Annotated in this window: 11 protein-coding genes; 2 read left to right on the top strand and 9 right to left on the bottom strand. The window is 55.5% G+C overall.

Annotated elements, in window-relative coordinates; translation table 11 throughout:
* Window positions 1-473: 473 nt before the first annotated feature.
* The 9 genes from EF096_RS10610 to hhe all read right to left on the bottom strand — a co-directional run bounded on the left by EF096_RS10610 (window position 474) and on the right by hhe (window position 16691).
* Entirely contained in the window at window positions 474-3677 is a 3204-nt protein-coding gene (locus tag EF096_RS10610; protein ID WP_123889605.1) for a type I restriction endonuclease subunit R, read from the bottom strand.
* A gap of 154 nt (window positions 3678-3831) precedes the next feature.
* The gene (locus tag EF096_RS10605) at window positions 3832-4965 is read right to left on the bottom strand and encodes a Fic family protein (RefSeq protein ID WP_123889604.1); all 1134 of its coding nucleotides are present in this window, start codon (window positions 4963-4965) and stop codon (window positions 3832-3834) included.
* Window positions 4955-5101, bottom strand: a complete 147-nt coding sequence (locus EF096_RS20300) for a hypothetical protein (protein WP_158611265.1) — start codon at window positions 5099-5101, stop codon at window positions 4955-4957. Before EF096_RS20300 ends, EF096_RS10605 begins: the two co-directional genes overlap by 11 nt.
* A gap of 34 nt (window positions 5102-5135) precedes the next feature.
* On the bottom strand, window positions 5136-6797 hold the full coding sequence (locus tag EF096_RS10600; protein ID WP_123889603.1) for a DUF262 domain-containing protein: 1662 nt from the start codon (window positions 6795-6797) through the stop codon (window positions 5136-5138).
* Between the two features lie 93 nt (window positions 6798-6890).
* Complete coding sequence (locus EF096_RS10595; RefSeq protein WP_123889602.1) at window positions 6891-7310, bottom strand: hypothetical protein; 420 nt, start codon at window positions 7308-7310, stop codon at window positions 6891-6893.
* Complete coding sequence (locus EF096_RS20295; protein WP_158611264.1) at window positions 7300-7437, bottom strand: hypothetical protein; 138 nt, start codon at window positions 7435-7437, stop codon at window positions 7300-7302. Before EF096_RS20295 ends, EF096_RS10595 begins: the two co-directional genes overlap by 11 nt.
* Window positions 7437-8795 carry a restriction endonuclease subunit S gene (locus EF096_RS10590; RefSeq protein WP_123889601.1) on the bottom strand — a complete coding sequence of 453 codons (1359 nt, stop codon included), beginning with the start codon at window positions 8793-8795 and terminating at the stop codon, window positions 7437-7439. The genes EF096_RS20295 and EF096_RS10590 overlap by 1 nt, the downstream gene beginning before the upstream one ends.
* Entirely contained in the window at window positions 8792-10774 is a 1983-nt protein-coding gene (locus EF096_RS10585) for a type I restriction-modification system subunit M (RefSeq protein ID WP_123889600.1), read from the bottom strand. The genes EF096_RS10590 and EF096_RS10585 overlap by 4 nt, the downstream gene beginning before the upstream one ends.
* Window positions 10775-10961: 187 nt before the next feature.
* Window positions 10962-16691 carry a DUF4011 domain-containing anti-phage protein Hhe gene (hhe, locus tag EF096_RS10580; RefSeq protein ID WP_123889599.1) on the bottom strand — a complete coding sequence of 1910 codons (5730 nt, stop codon included), beginning with the start codon at window positions 16689-16691 and terminating at the stop codon, window positions 10962-10964.
* Window positions 16692-16993: 302 nt separating this feature from the next.
* On the opposite strand from hhe, the gene EF096_RS10575 reads away from it, so the two are divergent.
* On the top strand, window positions 16994-18010 hold the full coding sequence (locus EF096_RS10575; protein ID WP_235869706.1) for an AraC family transcriptional regulator: 1017 nt from the start codon (window positions 16994-16996) through the stop codon (window positions 18008-18010).
* Window positions 18011-18113: 103 nt separating this feature from the next.
* Complete coding sequence (locus tag EF096_RS20290; protein WP_158611263.1) at window positions 18114-18284, top strand: hypothetical protein; 171 nt, start codon at window positions 18114-18116, stop codon at window positions 18282-18284.
* The last annotated feature ends 25 nt before the right edge of the window (window positions 18285-18309 follow it).

Here is an 18309-nt window from a genome sequence, read left to right as displayed (position 1 = left end):
GAACCGATATTATGCGTGCTCAACTTTCAGGCGGGGCCCTTTCAAAAGATTCTTGACAGCCCGTCAAGATCCCATAAGATTACACGCAGTCTTTGTGAGTTATACCAAATCCAAGTTTCACGCAAAATATCGCTGAGATCCGCGGAATAGAGCCTTTTAACGCCTATAAGGCCGGCTCCCCCCGGCTCCACCAAATAAGCAAGACCTAAGACCCTGATTATCCTCGTGATTTTCAGGGTTTTTTGTGCCCTAAATTTGAGACTGTCGGAAAAGTGTCAGATTCACTTCGTTACGATTTACGTATTACCAACTCACCAAGCTTTCATTCCAACCATGTTCAGGCAGGAGCGCCTAGCCATGGGGTTAGTGATCACCGCTCTTTTACCTAACGACAAACACTCTTTGCGTTCGCCTTCAGGCCGCTGAAGTTGATCGGCAAAGCGTCCGCGCTAATCATTGAGTGCTGCCAGCACTCATCTGCCGCGCGGTCCGTCCTCGTCTAACCTGGCAGAGGTCAGCATCTTCAAAATAACCAACGCAAACGCCCGGCTCTTGGTCTCGTTATCCAGCACTTCCAGCGAGAGTTTCTCGTGGTCGGTCATGGCGTCGAGCACAGTATCTAGCACGCGCTTGGGGAACAGGCCGTGCATCACTTGCTCCACCGAGTGGTTGTCCACCTGGGCCATCACATCTTGCTGACGGCTGATGCGCTGGGCGATGCCGGTGAGGAACTGGAGCTGGTCGTCGTCGCTCACCTCGGCACCGAAGATATCGTTCAGTGCTTCGATGATTTCCGACAGGCGCTTTTTTTCCGGGTCATGCGGCTTACCGCTGCCAACATCGCTGCCGGGCTTGAGGGTGTATTCGCCGCCTTCTTCGCTTAAACGCAAGCGGTGTTCGGCTTGCTTGCTGAGGCGATAGTGGGTCAGTTGCAGCTCGCCAACGTCCACGTCCTCTTGCTGCAAGCGATCGTAGCGAAGCAACGGGTACAAGTTTCTTGCATATACGCAGAGCTGCTCCAGCTCGCGGTCCTCGTAAGGCACAATCTGCGAGAGAAACTCGTACAGACGCACAAAGCTTTGCAGGTTCTTGCGAAACAGGTCGAGCTGGTCGATCTGCTCTCCGGCTTCTTTCAATGCGTGTTCGGCTTTTTTCAGGCCAGCGCTGTCGCCATTGGCTTCCGCTGTACCTTTGAAATGCAGCGCTTGTTCGCGCGATTCCAGCGAGAAGGCATAACGCTTGGCAAAGCGTTCCTTGGCCGGAGTGCAGTAATAGGTAAGCTTGCTGGCCGCCGCTTTAGGGTTGAAGAAGGCCATGGCGAACGCCTCGACCTCCTGCCAGTAATAGATTCCCTCGGCGTCCAGTTTCTTCTGCAGGTCATAAATGATCTGCGGGTCGGTCACGTCGGTCAGCTCGGCCTTGGTGTAGTACGGTAAGAAAGCGTCGAGAATATCCTGCGACTCGTTGAAGAAATCGAGGATGAAGGTGTCCTTGCTGTCACCGAAGGTGCGGTTCAATCGCGACAGGGTTTGCACGCAGTCCACGCCCTGCAGTTTCTTGTCCACGTACATAGCGCACAGCTTTGGCTGGTCGAAGCCGGTCTGGTACTTGTTGGCGGCGATCATCACGTTGAAGTCCTGGGTGTCGAAGGCCTTGGCCAAATCGCGGCCATTCAGACCGGCGTTAAGCAGGCTGCTGCTTTCCGTCACCTCTTCGGGGATCACCTCATCGGGTAAAACGCTGCCAGAGAACGCCACCAGTGGGTGCACATCGTTGTAACCCATCTGCTGCACGTAAGACTTCACCGCCAACTGGTAGCGCACCGCTTCCTGGCGGCTACTGGCAACGACCATGGCCTTGGCCTGGCCACCCAGCAGACCCCGTATATTCGCGCGGAAGTGCTCGACGATGATTTCGACCTTCTGGCTGATGTTGTACGGGTGCAATCGCACCCAGCGAGCCAGCTTGATACGGGCCTTCTTGCTATCCACCTCGTCGTCCGCTTCCTCCCCGTTGGGGTGAGCAATCTTCCAGGCGGTGCTGTAGGTGGTGTAGTTGCGCAGCACGTCGAGGATAAAACCCTCCTCAATGGCTTGGCGCATGGAGTAAAGGTGAAACGCCTCCGGCTTGTTGCTTGAGCTGGCCGGCAGCGTCGGGTCGGCCGGGCGACCGAACAGCTCCAGGGTCTTGGCCTTGGGCGTGGCGGTAAAGGCGTAGTAGCTGATGCGCTCATTTGGTTGGCGCGCCTGCACGGCGGCGTCCAGCAGCTCTTCGGCACTGACTTCTTCCCCTTCCAGGGCATCACTGCCGAGAATCTGTTTCAGCTTGCTGGCCGACGAGCCGGTTTGCGAGGAATGCGCCTCGTCGGCGATCACTGCATAGCGTCCGCTGGCCAGCTTGGGATACTTGTCCAGGGCATCGAACAGCGCCGGGAAGGTCTGGATGGTGACGATGATGATGCGCGTCTGCTCAGCCAGCGCCTCGGCTAACTGCTCGGATTTACTCTGGTTGCCGACATCACGGCTGATCGGCTTGACCACGCCCTGGGCGTGCTCGAACTGGTAGATGGTGTTCTGCAACTGGCTATCCAGAACCGTGCGGTCGGTGACCACGATCACCGAGTTGAAAAGCCGTTGGCCGTCAGCGTCGTACAGCGAGGCCAGTTGATGGGCGGTCCAGGCGATGGAGTTGGACTTGCCCGAGCCAGCGCTGTGCTGGATCAAATAACGCTTGCCCGGCCCTTCAACGCGGGTGGTGTTGATCAGCTGGTTGACCACTTCCCACTGGTGGTAACGCGGGAAGATCATGGTCTCCTTGGTCACCGGCGTGCCGTCAAAGCCTTCACTGGTTTTCTTCTCTAGGTGCAAAAAGCGCCCCAGCACCTTGAGCCAGGCATCCGGCTGCAGCAGGCGCTGCCAAAGGTAGCCGGTGGCGTATTGGCTGTCATCTTCCGGTATCGGGTTGCCCGCACCGCCTTCCGCACTGCCGAGGTTGAACGGCAGGAAGAAGGTGTCTTTACCCGCCAACTTGGTGGTCATCGCCACTTCGTTCTGGCCCACGGCAAAGTGCACCAGCGCGCCACGCCTGAAGGTCAGCAGTGGCTCGGGCTTGCGCGTCAGTGGGTCTTTGACTGGGCGGTCGTTACGGTACTGGCGCTTGGCGTTTTCCACCGACTGCTTGAACTCGCTTTTTAGCTCAAGCGTGGCGGTGGGGATGCCGTTGACGAACAGCACCAGATCCAACCGTGGGTTGTAGCTCTGCCCTCCGCTAGCCGCATCACGCGCATGGGGTGAGTAAGACACCTCCGGTACCACGCGCAAGCGGTTGCACTGGTAGCGCTTGAGGGTATCCGGGTTCATGCCGTGGTCGGGCTGGAAGCTGCACGTCTCAATCTTCACCCCCGGCAACTTAAAGCCGTGGCGCAAAACATCCAGGGTGCCGTTCTGTTCCAGCTCGCGCACCAGCTTCTGCACCAGCACGCCGTCCGGATCAGTCGGGTTGGCCTTGGCGAACTTGTCCCAACGCTCGGGCCAGGCCTCCTTGAAGTACCCCAGCACATCCTCGATATACAGCGCAGTGCGGCGGTCGTAACCGCTGGCCGTACCGACTAGCCAGCCTTGAGCAGCCAGGGCGTCAATAATGTCGTTTTGAAACTGTATTTCGCGGCTATCTGCCATACCTACCCCTAGCTGTCTTACCCCGAACTGAACAAGAGCCGCTCTCCTTACACAAGAAAACTCTTATGTAAACATAGGGCCTCAAATTTACATATGGATTTTCATATGTAAATTTGAGCCTGCTCTCTTACACACGCTCTTAGCCGCCTAAAAATCAGCTATTAAATAACTGCACATATCGAGAGAAGAAAAATATCCGATTACGTTGGTACCCAGTGATTTCAACCAGCATCTGATCATCGGCCATTTTTCGCAGTAACGCCGATGCTGTTTGGTGGCTTACCTGAAGTATTTCGCTCGCCTGAGTGGCCGTTACCGCCGGGCGACGGTAGAGATGTTTAAGCAATGTCTGAACATTCTCCGCACGCTTGCCGTAACCAAAAGCCAGTGCATCCATCTCCTGGCGCAGTGCCAAAATACCTTCAAAAGTCTTTTTGCCCTTGCCGGCAGTTTCGATGACCGCAGAGAGGAAAAATTTGACCCAGTGTTGAATGTCGTTTGAAAGACGCACGCGCATCAATGCGTCGTAATAGCTGGCACGGTTGCGCTCGAAAAAATCGGAAAGGTACAACGAGGGCTTGCGCAGTAACCCCTTATTGACCAGGTAAAGCGCAATCAGTAATCGACCAATACGGCCATTACCATCCAGAAAGGGGTGAATGGTCTCGAACTGATAATGGCTGATGGCAATACGTATAAGCTCTGGTACATCGACCTGCTCGTTGTGCCAGAACAGCTCCAGCTCGCCCATCAGATCTGGCACTTCCGATGGGTGCGGCGGGATAAAAGCCGCATCAGCCAGGCTACTACCGCCGATCCAGTTCTGCGATAACCGGAACTCACCTGGCGTCTTATGCTCACCTCGCACGCCCTGCATAAGGATGGAGTGGGTGTACTTGAGTAATCGGTTGGACAGCGGAACGTGCTGCAACTCTTCCACCGCCTCGTTGATAGCCTGAATGTAGTTCTGCACCTCCTGCCAGTCGTCGCGCTTCTCCGGTGCAAGCTGACTACTGTCCAGCACAGCTTCATCCATCTCCGTCTGCGTGCCCTCGATGCGCGATGAATTGTTGGCCTCCTTGGTGATGTGCATCTGAATAAACAGTTCCACATCCGGGACGATCAAGGTGAAGGCATCCAACTCAGCCAAGGCGCGGGAGGCACGCTCCAGCAGGGTGTTGATTTTCGGGTCTTCCCAGCTCCACTCGCGGTTGACTGTTAGCGGGCTGAAGCTCTTGTATTGATACTGTTGCAGCCACGCACCCGCTTTGAACTCTTCAAACTTCATAAGGCGTTCCCCACTGCCGACTGTTGGTTGTCACCGTGCTCAGGTCATAGCGGTTGGCAGGGCCGACTAGCCAGCCTTGAGCAGCTAGGGCGTCGATAATGTCCTGCTGAAACTGAAATCCCCTGCTGTCAGCCATTTTGCTGGTCCTTTTCCCAAACATCCTACCGAGGTTAGATACGCCAGATACCCTCGGCGATCCCCGCTAGCCTTTGCTGGCGCTCATCGATTTGCTCAAGCCCCCAGCACTCTTCAGTAGCCAGCTCGTGGGCCAGGGCGATCTTAGACTGCTGGTAAATCTTGATTTTGCTGGCAAATGGCATGTTCGAGGCGCCGATATTCAGCTTGCCGCCGAGCAGCGTCAGATTGCCCCAGCGATTGATATACAGCGCATGCTGATCTGCATCTTCGCCCAAAGTATCTCGCCAAGCAGGCGATAAGGTCTGCGGCATGATGTGCTCGATATGCACACCCAGGGTGTTTTGCAGCGTCTTCTCTTCCGGTGAAAGATGGTTCTCGATACCCCGAAAGATGTAGTTAACGATGTAATGCCGTCCCATCGACTGATTACGAAACGCCAGAACGAACTCCGCACTGCTGGGCGACGCCGCTTCGAGAATCTTGCTTGCCTCAACTAGGCCTGCGGCACCTTGACTCGCCAGCACTTTAGCTGCCTGGTGGTAAACCTTTTCCAATTCCTTGGAATCCTTGCTGCAAATGGTGCTGTAGCGGAAAGTCAGCACTTCACACAAGCGGGCAAAGTCACGCAAAGCCTCGTTATTCAATACGGCAGAGCCAGCCAGGAGTGCGGAATAGCACATACTGGCTCGCAGGGTGTTGAGATTCTGGTACACCTCGCGCACGGCGTTGTCGCTTACCAACTCAGGTTTGATGAACTGGCCGTAGAAACGCGACATCTGCTTTAGATCTTTAATCAGCTGTTTGACGCCCCGGCTGCTGACCTCCTTCTTGAATAGGGCAAAGACGTCGTCCTTCTGCACCTGAGCATGCTGGGTCAGCAGGTAGTGGCGCAGAAAGCGGGTAATATCTCCGCCTTCCAGGTTGTCGATGATCTTGTCCCAGTCCTCGGCCAGGGCCTCGACCGACTCATTGGTCTTGGCTGCAGCGGCCAACAGGTGATTTTTCAGCAAATCACCCGCCGACAGCGCCAAGCCACGATCATTCAGGGTTTCGAAGATAATGAAGGCATTGGCGATATCCGGCACATCGATGACTACGAACTCCAGGCCGGTCATGATCTTGCGCTCTATCTGCTCAAGCGCCTTCAACGGGTTGTCACTGGCCGCTAGTAGCTGATTCAGATAGCCAGCCAAACGCTCGGTATTTTCGATCATGCGCTTGTTACGGTTCAGCTCATGGCTGTCGAGCTGGCGAACGGTTGCCCAATCACGGCGCGAAGAGTCTTCAGGCCCACAGAGAATAAAATCTGTAAATACCTTGGCGTTGGCATTGCCCGGGCGAAACTTGAAGCGCAGATCAGGCTCGGCGTAGGCGTTCTCCAGGAACTGCTGTACCCGCCCAACCAAGTCGGGTTTCAAGTGCTGATACTGGTCGCGAATCAAGCCAAGCAGCAAAATGATGGTGGTCAAGCGTTGCTGGCCATCGATGACCTCTGGCCGAGCCTGGTCAGGTGAGCACAACACCACAGAGCCCATAAAATGATTGCTACCCAGGGTTTCGACGATGTCATGCCACAGCTCATCAACCTGCTCAAACTCCCACGCATAGGGACGCTGATAAGCAGGGATGGTCAGTTGGCGGTTGGGCACGCCCAGTAATTTGTTCAGGTTGGTTTTATCGACATTTATGATCATGCTGCTTCCTTGGTGATCGCTAGCGCCCCTTGGGCGGTCATACTCGTGTCGAAGTGCTGGCTGGCTCGGTTCGCTCTAAACCATAACGCACACTCATATATGATTTCGAGAGGCCTGCAGGGTCGTTCTCGAGTCGCTTATCAACTCATCGACCAAATCAAACCACTCCGAAATATCATCGAATTGAAAAGTAAGAATGGGATTGAATCGTTTGGCAATGGTTGAAAAATGATTGGAGCCATTCTCAGGCGAATACTGCCTGCGCAAGTCATCAAGCAAGAGGCCATCGCAGTCGATGCTAAGGTCCGCAGCAATACTCTCGAAATCACCATCGCCTCTCACCTCGAACCCCAGACTTAAGGTCACAACTATTTCAGGGCAGTGGTCCGGGTCTTCGCAGACTTCATCTATGGCTTCAAGCACCTCCCCCAAACCGATCAAGGCATTAGCGCTCAATGCTTTGTTCCGCCAAGACAGCAAGGTTGCTCGCAACCGCAGCAAATCAGCACTCATAAGAGAGCACCTCAGTATCAAGTCCAGCGCGTCGGTCATAGCCGCTGGCGGTGCCGACCAGCCAGCCTTGAGCGGCCAGGGCATCGATAATGTCTTGTTGAAATTGCGCTTCCTTGCTGCCCGCCATTACACGGCCTCTTCTACTAATTCGGGAATAGGCGCGCTGGCCGGTGGCTGCCAGCCGCGTACGTCGATCTTGCCGGTGACGGCGGCGGAGATTAGGGCGGAGCGACGCTCTTGAAGAAGCGCTATCGTGTTTTGCGCTTCTCCAAGCATCGAGTTGAACATTTCGGTTTTTTGGATCAAATACTCAGCGATGATCTTCTGCTCACCCTGCGGTGGCATTGGCACAATAATGCCCCGAATATCTTCCACGTTTACTCGTTTGAAGGTCGAACCGATCATCAGGTTATCAAGCTGAACCATAACGACTGGTGAGCGCAAAACGGCCTGCAAGTAATCACTCGAAAGCCATTCGTATTGTTTTTTCAGCACACACACGTCTTGCCCCATGGCAAAAGGAGGATGCCAATTAGCGACTTGTGCCACCTCACCAACCGTTGCGTTACGACTGAATATTAAATCGCCTGCAACAAGCTCTCGACCGCCCTCAATAAGCTGCCGGTAAAATACTTCCGTGGTCTGCTTTGCGTTATCGAGAGCGACATAACGACTCTGTACTTCACGAATACTCGCGAGAGGAATGCCTTCGTCCACAAACTCGGCGGTGATGTGCTTGCAGTCTGTTACTGACCAATACCATTTCAGACCGGCCACCACCCAATGCGCCGGCACCTCGCCTAGCCACTCCACGCCGGAGTCTTTCATCGGCACCGTGGGGTCGAGACCTTTGGTGACGGTGCGGGAGATCACGGCCTGACGCTTTTCCTTGAGCAGTTCGATCAGGCGCTGCTGCTCTTCGATCAGGGCATCGATTCGGGCGGTTTCGTGGTCGAGGAAACGGGCGATTTGGGTTTGTTCACAAGCAGGTGGAATTGCGGTGAAGAGTCGTCCAAAAGACTCCGGGTAAAGCCTTAACCGAGAATCCATAATCCCTGCGGAGTGCGTTTTGAAATACCTAATGCACTCATCTGAGCGCACCAGGTAATCAAGAAACTCAGGTACAGATCCATCCGTCACATAAAAAACGCAGTACGCAGGGCTGACAATTCCTCTCTGCCAAGAAAAACCAAGTCCCCGATTCCAGGCAAGCATGATGTTAATGACAAGGTCGCCTGCCTGGCACACTTTGTACCCTTCAAGAGACTCCGCGCGTGATAAGTGATCACCTTCATCTAGCGTCTCAGACCGTGGCTTTATCCCGAAATAAGCGGAAACGGACAAAAGCTCCTCAGATCCATCTGTACTGCGCTCAGCCCTTTCCACAAAAACATTCTTAAACCGCTTTAGCGCCCAGTGATCTGGAAACTCGCCAAGCAGTTCAACGCCGGAATGCTTGTACCCCGGATATGAAGGAAAACTCATGCCGATAGCCCTTCAATCATCTGCTTGATGCGGTCTGTGCAGGCTTTGAGGTCGCGGTCGATCTCGGCCAACGCACGCGGTGCCTGGAACACATAGAAGTGTCGGTTAAAGGGGATCTCGAAACCGACAATACCGACTTCGCCATCCAGCGCATCGGTTTTGCTTTCGTCGATCCAGGCATCCGGTACATGGGGGATAACTTCGCGCGCAAAATACTCGTACACCGATTCGCCCAGCGGCACGTTCTCGTTGTCGCGCAGACCGGCGTCGGCTTCCGGCTGGCCTTTGACCATGCAGATATCGGCCTCTGGGTCGCGCTCGCTCAGGGCGCTCATCAGGGCTTTTAGCTCCGGCGTGCTAAGGCTGACGCTGTGCGCAGCCAGGGCTTTTTTCAGCAGCTTGATGAACTGCTCGCGGTTGCGGTGCAACTGACTGGCGTCCATCGCTTGCAGGGCGGCCAGCAGGTGCTGCTGAGCGGCGCTGTCGAGTTTTTGCAGGGCTTTTTCTTCCAGCGCCTTAGCGATGCGTTCGCCACTGGTTTGAAAGTTCAGGCGCAGCGGGCGTTCGACGGTGATACGGCGGTAGCCGAAGGCGTCGATGAGGAAGATTTTGCTCTGCGCGGTTTGCTCAAAGCTGCCATACAGGCGCACCAGCTCGCTGATTTGATCCTCGGTGATGTACTGGCGCTTGCTGCCGAGCGATTTGCGCATCTTGGCGAAGTGCTGGCTGCCGTCGATCAGCTGCACCTTGCCCTGGCGCGCGCTGGCTTTGTGGTTGGAAAGAATCCACACATAGGTGGCGATGCCGGTGTTGTAGAACATGTCGGTGGGCAACGCGACGATGGCTTCGACCAGATCGTTCTGCAGCAGGTAGCGGCGAATCTCCGACTCACCTGAACCCGCGCCGCCGGTAAACAGTGGCGAGCCGTTGAGGATGATGCCAATGCGCGAGCCGCCGTCGCGCGGGTCACGCATCTTGCTGACCAAGTGCAGCAGAAACAGCAGCGAACCGTCGGACACACGCGGCAGGCCCGGGCCGAAGCGTCCGTCGAAGCCTTTGTGGCTGTGCTCGTCGGCAATCTGCTTCTGCACCTTCTTCCATTCCACGCCAAACGGCGGGTTGCTAAGCATAAAGTCGAAGTGGTGCTCGGGGCCAGCCAGTTGGTCGTTGGACAGGGTATTGCCCAGCTTGATGCTGGTCACGTCCTGGCCCTTGATCAGCATATCTGCCTTGCAGATAGCGTAGGACTCGGGGTTCAGCTCCTGGCCGTGCAGAGATACGGTGACCTTGTCGCTGATGGATTGGATGTACTCATCACCCTCGGATAGGAAGCCACCTGTGCCGGCGGTGGGGTCATAGATGGTGACGATGCTATTGGGCGCGAGTTTATGGTCCTGATCGGTGATCACCAGCGAGGTAGTGAGGTGCACGATATCGCGCGGGGTAAAGTGCTCACCGGCCGTTTCGTTGGAGCTTTCCGCAAACTTACGGATCAGCTCCTCAAAGATGATGCCCATGCCAAAGTTGCTGATGAACTCGGGGCTCAGGTCGGTGGCGGCGAAACGCTGCACCACCTGATACAACAGGTTGGCGGTTTCCAGCTGCTGGACGAAATCTTCAAAGTGGAAATGCTCGAAGATCTCGCGAGCATCTTTGCTGAATGCCTGCACGTAGCTCATCAGGTCGGCGGCGGTCTGGGTGTCGGACAAAGTGCCAAGGGTCAGCGGCGATGCGTTGAAGAACTGCTGGCCAGCAGCACGCAGCAGTAGGCGCTCACGTACCATATCAGGCCGACCTTCCTGCGCGCAGGACTCACTAATTACCGCCTCTTTGCTCGGCTCAAGCACGCACTCCATTCGCCGCAGCAGGGTGAAGGGCAGAATAATGCGGCCGTACTGAGACTGCTTGAAGTCACCGCGCAGCAGGTCTGCGATGGACCAAAGAAAGGCGGCGGTTTGGGAATGGTTTTCCGTGTTCAAGCAATTGCTCCTTGGGGTGCGCGTAAATTCGCAGTGTAACTTAAATGGCGGCGCGTAAAGACGCGCTCTGGCTCGCTAAGCCAGGTTGTCCCACCGCCCGACTGAGGCCTGCGCAGTCATCAGCCAAGCCCTAAACTGAGGTGCGGTCGCGGACTAGCCGCGCCTCACAAACCGTCATTGGGCCTATTCAGACGTGATCACCGATCAGGGTGAGCACGTCATCAATAAAGCGCCCCTCAGCCGGATCGGTTCCTTCGCGCAGGTAACCCGGCAGCAATTGCTGTAGCTCGCTGCGGTCGATCGGTTGGAACTCCAACAGAGCTTCGAGCATGGCGGGACGAAGCAGGCGACGCTGGGGCGGCGTATCCGGCAAGGCAGGTCGAATGACCTGCTGATCCAGATAAAGCAGCTTCTCGCGCAGGCTGGCGCCAGCATCCTGAGCTATGCGTTCAGCATGCTCAGTCTGCTCCTCGGCAACTTGTTGAATGACCTCATCTTCGGCTTGTTCCGGTTCTGCCTCCGCCGTCGGCTCGGTACGCAGTGCGGCAAGCTCCTGAAGAAGAGGTTCTAGCTGCAGCTTGGCATTGCGGAACCAGTCCACTGACCAGATGCGGCGAATACGCCAGCCAAGCTGTTCCAGCACACTCTGGCGCAGCCGGTCGCGATCGCGGGCCGACTTGGCTGAGTGGTAGGTCGCGCCGTCGCACTCAATGCCCATAAGGTAGCGGCCGGGTTGGCCAGGGTCGCGCACGGCAAGGTCGATAAAAAAGCCAGCGACACCTACTTGCGGCTCGCACTGATAGCCATGGCGCTCCAAGGCGTCGATAACTGCCACTTCAAAGTCACTGTCAGGCGCTTTACCTGTTTCCTGGGTGTGTGGCATGTGGCCGGACTCGGCGAACTGCAGAAAGTCTCGCAGAGCCAGTACGCCACGGCTGGAGGTGCCCGTCGCCACCACGTCTCCGGAAGTGAAGGACGCAAATACCTGCATGCGTTTCTTGGAGCGGGTAAACAGCACGTTCAGACGACGCCAGCCAGCGGCTCCGTTGATCGGGCCAAAGCGCTGCGGCACGCTGCCGCCAATCTCCATCGGGCCGTACGTGGTGGAAATGTAGATAACGTCACGTTCATCACCCTGGACGTTTTCCAGGTTCTTGATGAATAGCGGCTCATCGTTTTCTTCGTTGCGGCTGAAGGCCTCCTGCAACGCCATATTTTGCTTGGCCAGTTGGTCCAGAGCGCGCTGAATTTGCTCAGCCTGCTTGACGTTCATGGCGACGACACCAAGCGACTCGTCGGGGCGGTGGAGCAGATGGTGCTCGATGGCCTTGGCAACCACCTCGGCTTCTTCAATGTTGCGCTGCTCAACGAACCGGCCGCGCGTCACCCGCACAAACTTCACCCCGAATTCGTTCGACTCGCGGTTTGGTGACGGGTAGACCACCAGATTGCTGTCGTAAAACGCCCTATTGGAAAAGGCGATCAGGCTCTCATGACGCGAACGGTAGTGCCAGCGCAATCGGCGCAGCTTAAACAGCGGCATAGCCGCTTCGAGGATGCTTTCTGAATCCTGCGCCAGAGAGGTCTCGTCACTGTCTTCGTCGTCATCGCCACCTTGGCGTGAGAAGAAGCTGGTGGGAGGTAGCTGTTTGGGGTCACCGACAACGACCAATTGACTACCGCGCGAGATAGCGCCCAAGGCTTCTTCCGGGCGCAGCTGTGAGGCTTCGTCCATGACGATAATGTCGAAATGGACCTTACCGGCCGGCAGGTACTGGGCGACGGCCATGGGCGACATCATAAAGCAGGGTTTCAGCCCCTGCAGAGCCTCGGAGGCACGCAACATCAGCGACCGGATGGGTACGTGGCGCGTCTTCTTGCCGGCCTCATGCGCGAGCAGCGCAAGCTGGGTACGGTCTTTAACTCGGCCAGAGTTATTGCCATCCGGCACCTTGTGCTGATCGATCTTCGCAGCCAGCTGCTCGCGTTGAAGTTTAGTGAGCTGGCTGTCAATCTCGGCGAAGCGCGCGCGAATGGCCTCTTGGTCCTTACCGGAAAACTGACCCAGCGCAGGATTGCTTTCGAGTACTTGCTTGGCCCAAAGATCCATCAGCCCCAGCAGGCAGGCCTCTTTGGTTCTATCTGCAGGAAGAGTTTGGTTTTCAACCGCGAAAATCACGGCCTCAAAACCCAAGTCAGCCAGGCGCTTGCGCAGACGACGGTATTCCAACCAATGCTCAAGCAGTTCTTCGTTTTCTGCTGCCCGTTGCAGGCGTTGCTTGATGGCGGAAAGATCATCCTGATCCACACCCTTCCACCAGTGGGCCGCTTCTATCTCCGCTTTATCGATGAAGTTGGCCGAAGCACGCTCCCAGGCCTGCAACGCACCCGCTAGCTGCTGACCTGTGGTGTTCCAATTACCAACCAACTGCTCAGCCTGCTTGGTGGTGCAGCCCGTCAATTGAGGCACCAGCAGGTGGCGTATCGACAATGTCATCACTGGGCGAATAAAGGACACTGTATGGCGCCAGGCGATTAATCGACCACGTTCCTCAGCAAGATTGTCGAAGCTGGGCAGATCGTGTCCTGCAAAGCACGCAAGGAGTTCGGCATTGTTCTGCAGGCTTATGGCGCGCTCCTGCCAACTTTCAACTGCTTGCGCGAGCGCCAGTACCCGGCCGGTGGTTGGTGCCTGCTCGTTAATTAGCGGCAATAGCGCGTCAAGCGCGCTGCCAAGCTGGTTGATGAGCCGCAGGTAAAGGCCCGCTGGAGCGAGCAAGTCTTCCGACTTGAGTTGATGCCCATCCAGAGGAAGCGTACTTTCCAACTCATTGCGATGAGACAGCACATCTGAGAGGTACTCTTCGAGCTCGCTGGCGTGATCTCGCAAGCCCTCCAGTACCTGGGGGCTTTCTTTGAGCAGATATTCTGCAATCCAAACATTGCCACCGAAGCCACGCCCGCACTTGTCACGAAGCATGCTGTACCATTCACGCAGGGCAATAAGCTCGCTGGTTTTAGTCTCCTCGTCGATGAAGTGCTCACCGAGCTTCTCGCGAAACGCCGATTCAGTTATCAGGCGATTCTTCTGACGTTTAAACGCTATACCTCCGGGCAACGCCTGAAGAGCGACCTTCAACTTAATACCTGGCCGCACCATGGTAAGAACTTCTGCCTTTGCGGCCCTCCATCCGCTCTTGAACCAGCGGAATAACGAGTCATCTGCCAGCACTCGTTGCAAGTCCTCCAGCCGTGTGTGGCTAGGCAGACGATCGATAGTGAAGACACTGGAAGATTGCTCTTCGAGCTGTTTGATGTCCGCTAGAAGCTCGCTTAGCTCGGAAAGCACACTGTCTAGAGTGTCATCTTCAAAGCGCTTGTGACGCCACTCCGCTAGGGCAACAGGCATCTCTAGCAACAGCTCAAGCAATAGGCACATCTGCTCTATGCCCTGCTTATCAGTACGCAGTGACTGGACGGTAGCTGTTTTTGTGATGATTTGAATCAGTCGCTGGGCCCTGGGCGCCTCCTCGATGAGCTCTTTGGCCTCTAAAATCAACTCAAGAAGGTCATCCAGTTTCAGGCCGCTGTTGTCATTGTGCTGTCGAATTTTCGCGCAAGACTGCTTAATTGTGTCGAGGGCATCAGGTGAGGCGATAACGCTGGAGTGCAAGGCCTCGCTCAGGCTGACCTGCTGCTCCATCAACTGGTCCATGCCTACGAGCCAGTCTTGGAGTGCTTCACAGCTGGCCGTATCGAGCCGGTTGATTAGATCCCAATCTTCATCACCTTTCGGCATAGGCATCGCCGAGAGCGCATCCGCCAGGTGCCGGATGGCATCAGGTGAGAAGGTTGCAACCTCGGCTGTTTGAAGCTCGCCGGAGGCCTGGGTGCGCGCTACGTTCAGCTCATCAAGTGCCGTTACTGCGTTTTTCAACTGGAGCAAGATGTCGGATTGCTCAAGCCCGCTTATCTGCGTTTTGGTACAGCCAAACCATGGGTGGGTCTCCAGTTGACCAGTCTGGCCTGCTTCTTCAGCTGTTTTTGTGTAAATGTGGGCGAAGTAACCCGCTTGCTCATGAATCTGGTTTTTATCCAGATTGGCTGCGTTAACCGGGTGGAAGTCGGTAGGACGGATGGCAAGGCTTTCACGCAGGCGGGTGGCCTGCATCAGTATCTGATGCGCAGTTAAACCAGTGCTTGCATGCAGAGCATGCAGTTGCCTGACATGCTCATTGAGCTGCTGCTTTAATCGCTCGTAATTATTGATCAGGTCGTTCAGCTGACGCGGTTGTCGATGGCTACCACGATTACTTATGCGCTGCCCAATGCTCGTGGCTACCGCGCTCTTCTGACTCTTGTGACTGTGTAGCTCCAAGCAAAAATCACCTAGCCCGGCGCGCGTGAGCCTATTTTTAACAACCTCCAACGCTGCCCGTTTTTCGGCTACGAAGAGCACCTTTTTTCCCTGCGCCATGGCGGCAGAGATCATGTTGGTGATTGTTTGCGACTTGCCGGTGCCTGGGGGCCCCTCGATTACCAAGTCTTCACCACGCATTACATCGACCAAGGCGCTGTGCTGCGAGCTATCAGCATCATCGATCAGAGGATAGTTTTGATGCACATCCTGAAGCTCGTCGATAGCGTGCTCGCTGCTGAAGCCACTGGCGGTGGACTCGGGTCGTTCGCTATCGGTGAGGCCAATCAGACGCTGCACTAGACTGCTTTGGAGTATGGCCTGATTTTTACCGGGCTCTAGATCCAGGTACATCATTAGCTTGCCGAACTCGAATAGACCCAGGGAAGCAAAACGGTGCAAATTCCAACCAGGCTTCAATTCGAGAACGGTGTCCCGCACACGAGCGAAATATTCTTCCGGAAGCAGATCTTCAGTAATACGCGGCAGAGCAATACCAAAGTCGCGGCGTAACTTTTCCCGGAGCGATAGGTTCGTGAGAATGTCCTCGCCGGTATACACAACCTCATAGTCGAAAGTCGCTGTTTTAGGGTTGAGCTTTCCTTTCTCCAGGCGGACGGGTAACAGCATGAGAGGAGCCAGGCGCGCGCTGTTCTTCCCGACTAACGACTCATCCCATTCGAGAAAACCGAATGCTAAATAAAGAATGTTGGCACCGGTTTCATCCAGCGATAAACGTGACTGTGTATGCAGTATCTGCAGTCGTGACTCAAGTTCGGAGGGGTAGTAAAGCGTTTGAATCGCATCGTCAGCGTGCTTGTCGCAGGGATCCTCTGATCCCGTTGGCAGCTCGTAGCTGGTTTCCATACCCAGGATCTGCGCCCAGGTTTCAGCAGTCGGCGGTTTCTTCAGCTCGCTCACACTGCCTGTTTGCTCGTCGTATTTGAGATAGCCTTGCTCAATCAACTGACGCTCAGTCGGTTCGGGAACCGGCGCGAAGCGCATGGTCTGCTCGCTGGTCAGAGACTCAAAAAGCTGATCGGGAAGCTCATCGATAATTCGTGCGAAACGCTTGGAGCGAGCATGCGAAAAATTAAGCAGTCTGTTTCTTGCACTGAGGTCTAAAAGGCGGCTGCGCAGTTTTTCCAAGCTTTCTGGACTGTCGCTGGCAGGTTCCTCAAGATCCTCCCAACTGCTTTGGTTGTCGACTTCGCTCTGTTGCCTGTCGGCTTTCCAGTTTTTATCAAAACGAAACACCGAGCCGCCACGGCCACTGCCTTTCTGCAGTTTACCTAGCGCAATCAAGTCTTCTCGAAGTGACCAATAGTCTTCGTCGGTAACCACAATGTCATGCAGCTCTGCCCTGTGATCAAGGCGCTGCTTCAGCGTTTTGTTACCTACTGCGGCTCCATCTCCTGGCACCAACTCCAATATCCAGTCCTGTATGAGCGTCCTTTCATTGACTGCCAAAGGTCGGTTGGCTGGGGGCTGTGCCGTCATGTAAATCATCCATTGGGTAACGTTAATGCAGATGCAGGTCTGGATTGTCGGGACAAAGGGCTTGAAGGCGGGACATTTGGAACGTCTCGAGCGCTGCACTGGCAGAAGCCATCCTTGGTGTCATGCGGCAAACTGTGACTGCGTTCGCATTACAGTAACGTGCAGGGCGACCGTGGTAAAGATAGAGCGACTTATAACTAAGCAAAGCGTGCAGTAACGCCGCGCTGCGACTGGCGTGGTGGTTACCGATATCCTTATGCTGTCCTGAATACTGCTGCAATGGCCAATATGCTGGAACCAACATGCTGAATTGGAGAGAAAGGCGTGACGCTTCTGGCGTACGCTATCTGCTGGAAACGGCACAAGATGATGGCGTGGACATCCAAGCCTGCCTGGCAGGGAGTGCCATCTCGGCAACCGCTCTGTTAGAGCCCGGTGTAACTATCGAGGCGTGGCAAGAGCTGGCAGTAATTCGTAACTTGATACAGCAAGGTATCAAGCCCGACTTTGGGTACAGACTTGGTCGATGTTATCACTTGACCAGCCTCGGCCTCCTCGGATTTACCATGCTGGCCAGCGATAACCTGGAAAGCGCACTGGCGTTACTGGATCGATTTCAAACGCTGGCACTGACCATCTGCCCGGTAACGACTGAGCGGCATCCTTTGGGGCTTTGGGTTTTCTTTGATGAACGCGTTCTTCCTGCCGACGCTCAAAGCCTGGTAGTCGAGCGTGGGCTTTCCGGCATCATCAGCTTGGCGTCAGAACTGATGCAACGCAATGTTCACCCCCTTGAAGTACAGGTAAAGCACAGCGCACCAAACCAAGCAGATCAACACCTCCACGCAATGCCCTACGCCATACAGTATTCAACACAGCGCAATGGAGTGCTGTTCGCCCAGCAGGACATGGTCGCGCCACTGCCCCAGGCAAACCTTAGCTCACGCTTTGAAGGTGAGCGCCTGTGCACACAACTTATCGTCGAGCTCGACCTATCGCCGACCAGCTCGGTAACGGTTCGCCGCGTTCAGGAAGTGCTGCTGGAAAGCGCTTCAACTCTAATGACAAGCAAGCAGGTGGCGGACGCCATTGGCCTCTCGGATCGCACGCTGCACCGCAGGCTGGCTGCCGACGGCAAGACCTTCGCCATGGTTAACGACGGCATCAAACAGAAAATGGCGGAGCGCCTGCTTACCGAGTCAAATATCAGCGTAGCCGCCGTCGCGCAGCGATTAGGCTACGCGGAAGCCGCGTGTTTTTCTCGCGCCTTTAGCCGCTGGACGGGCACCGCACCAGGGCGGTGGCGCAGAAGCGTGTAGGTACCATAGTGCTTTAACAAGTAACCTTGAGAGACGCCATATTTCCTTTCCGGCGCTTATAACTCAGCTCATTGGTTTGGCGTACGTACAAAGCTGGGCAGTCATGAAACTGCAAAAAAATGACGCTAAAACCATGAGCCTAAAAGACAAGATGCGCCATAGCACACCTAGTTTTGAAATGGGCTTGAGCACCACCAAAGGTAAAGAATGTCTGCTACAATTCTTCGCCACAATGCTAGGGATCGGCAATCAAGAATCTGCTGCAACTCTCTAGCCATGAGGTCAATAAAGACAGGCCG

The organism is Pseudomonas neustonica (assembly GCF_003797945.1).
Taxonomy (GTDB): Bacteria; Pseudomonadota; Gammaproteobacteria; order Pseudomonadales; family Pseudomonadaceae; genus Halopseudomonas; species Halopseudomonas neustonica.
Note: the sequence above shows the minus strand (reverse complement) of the source record. Positions and strands in the feature narration are given on the sequence as shown.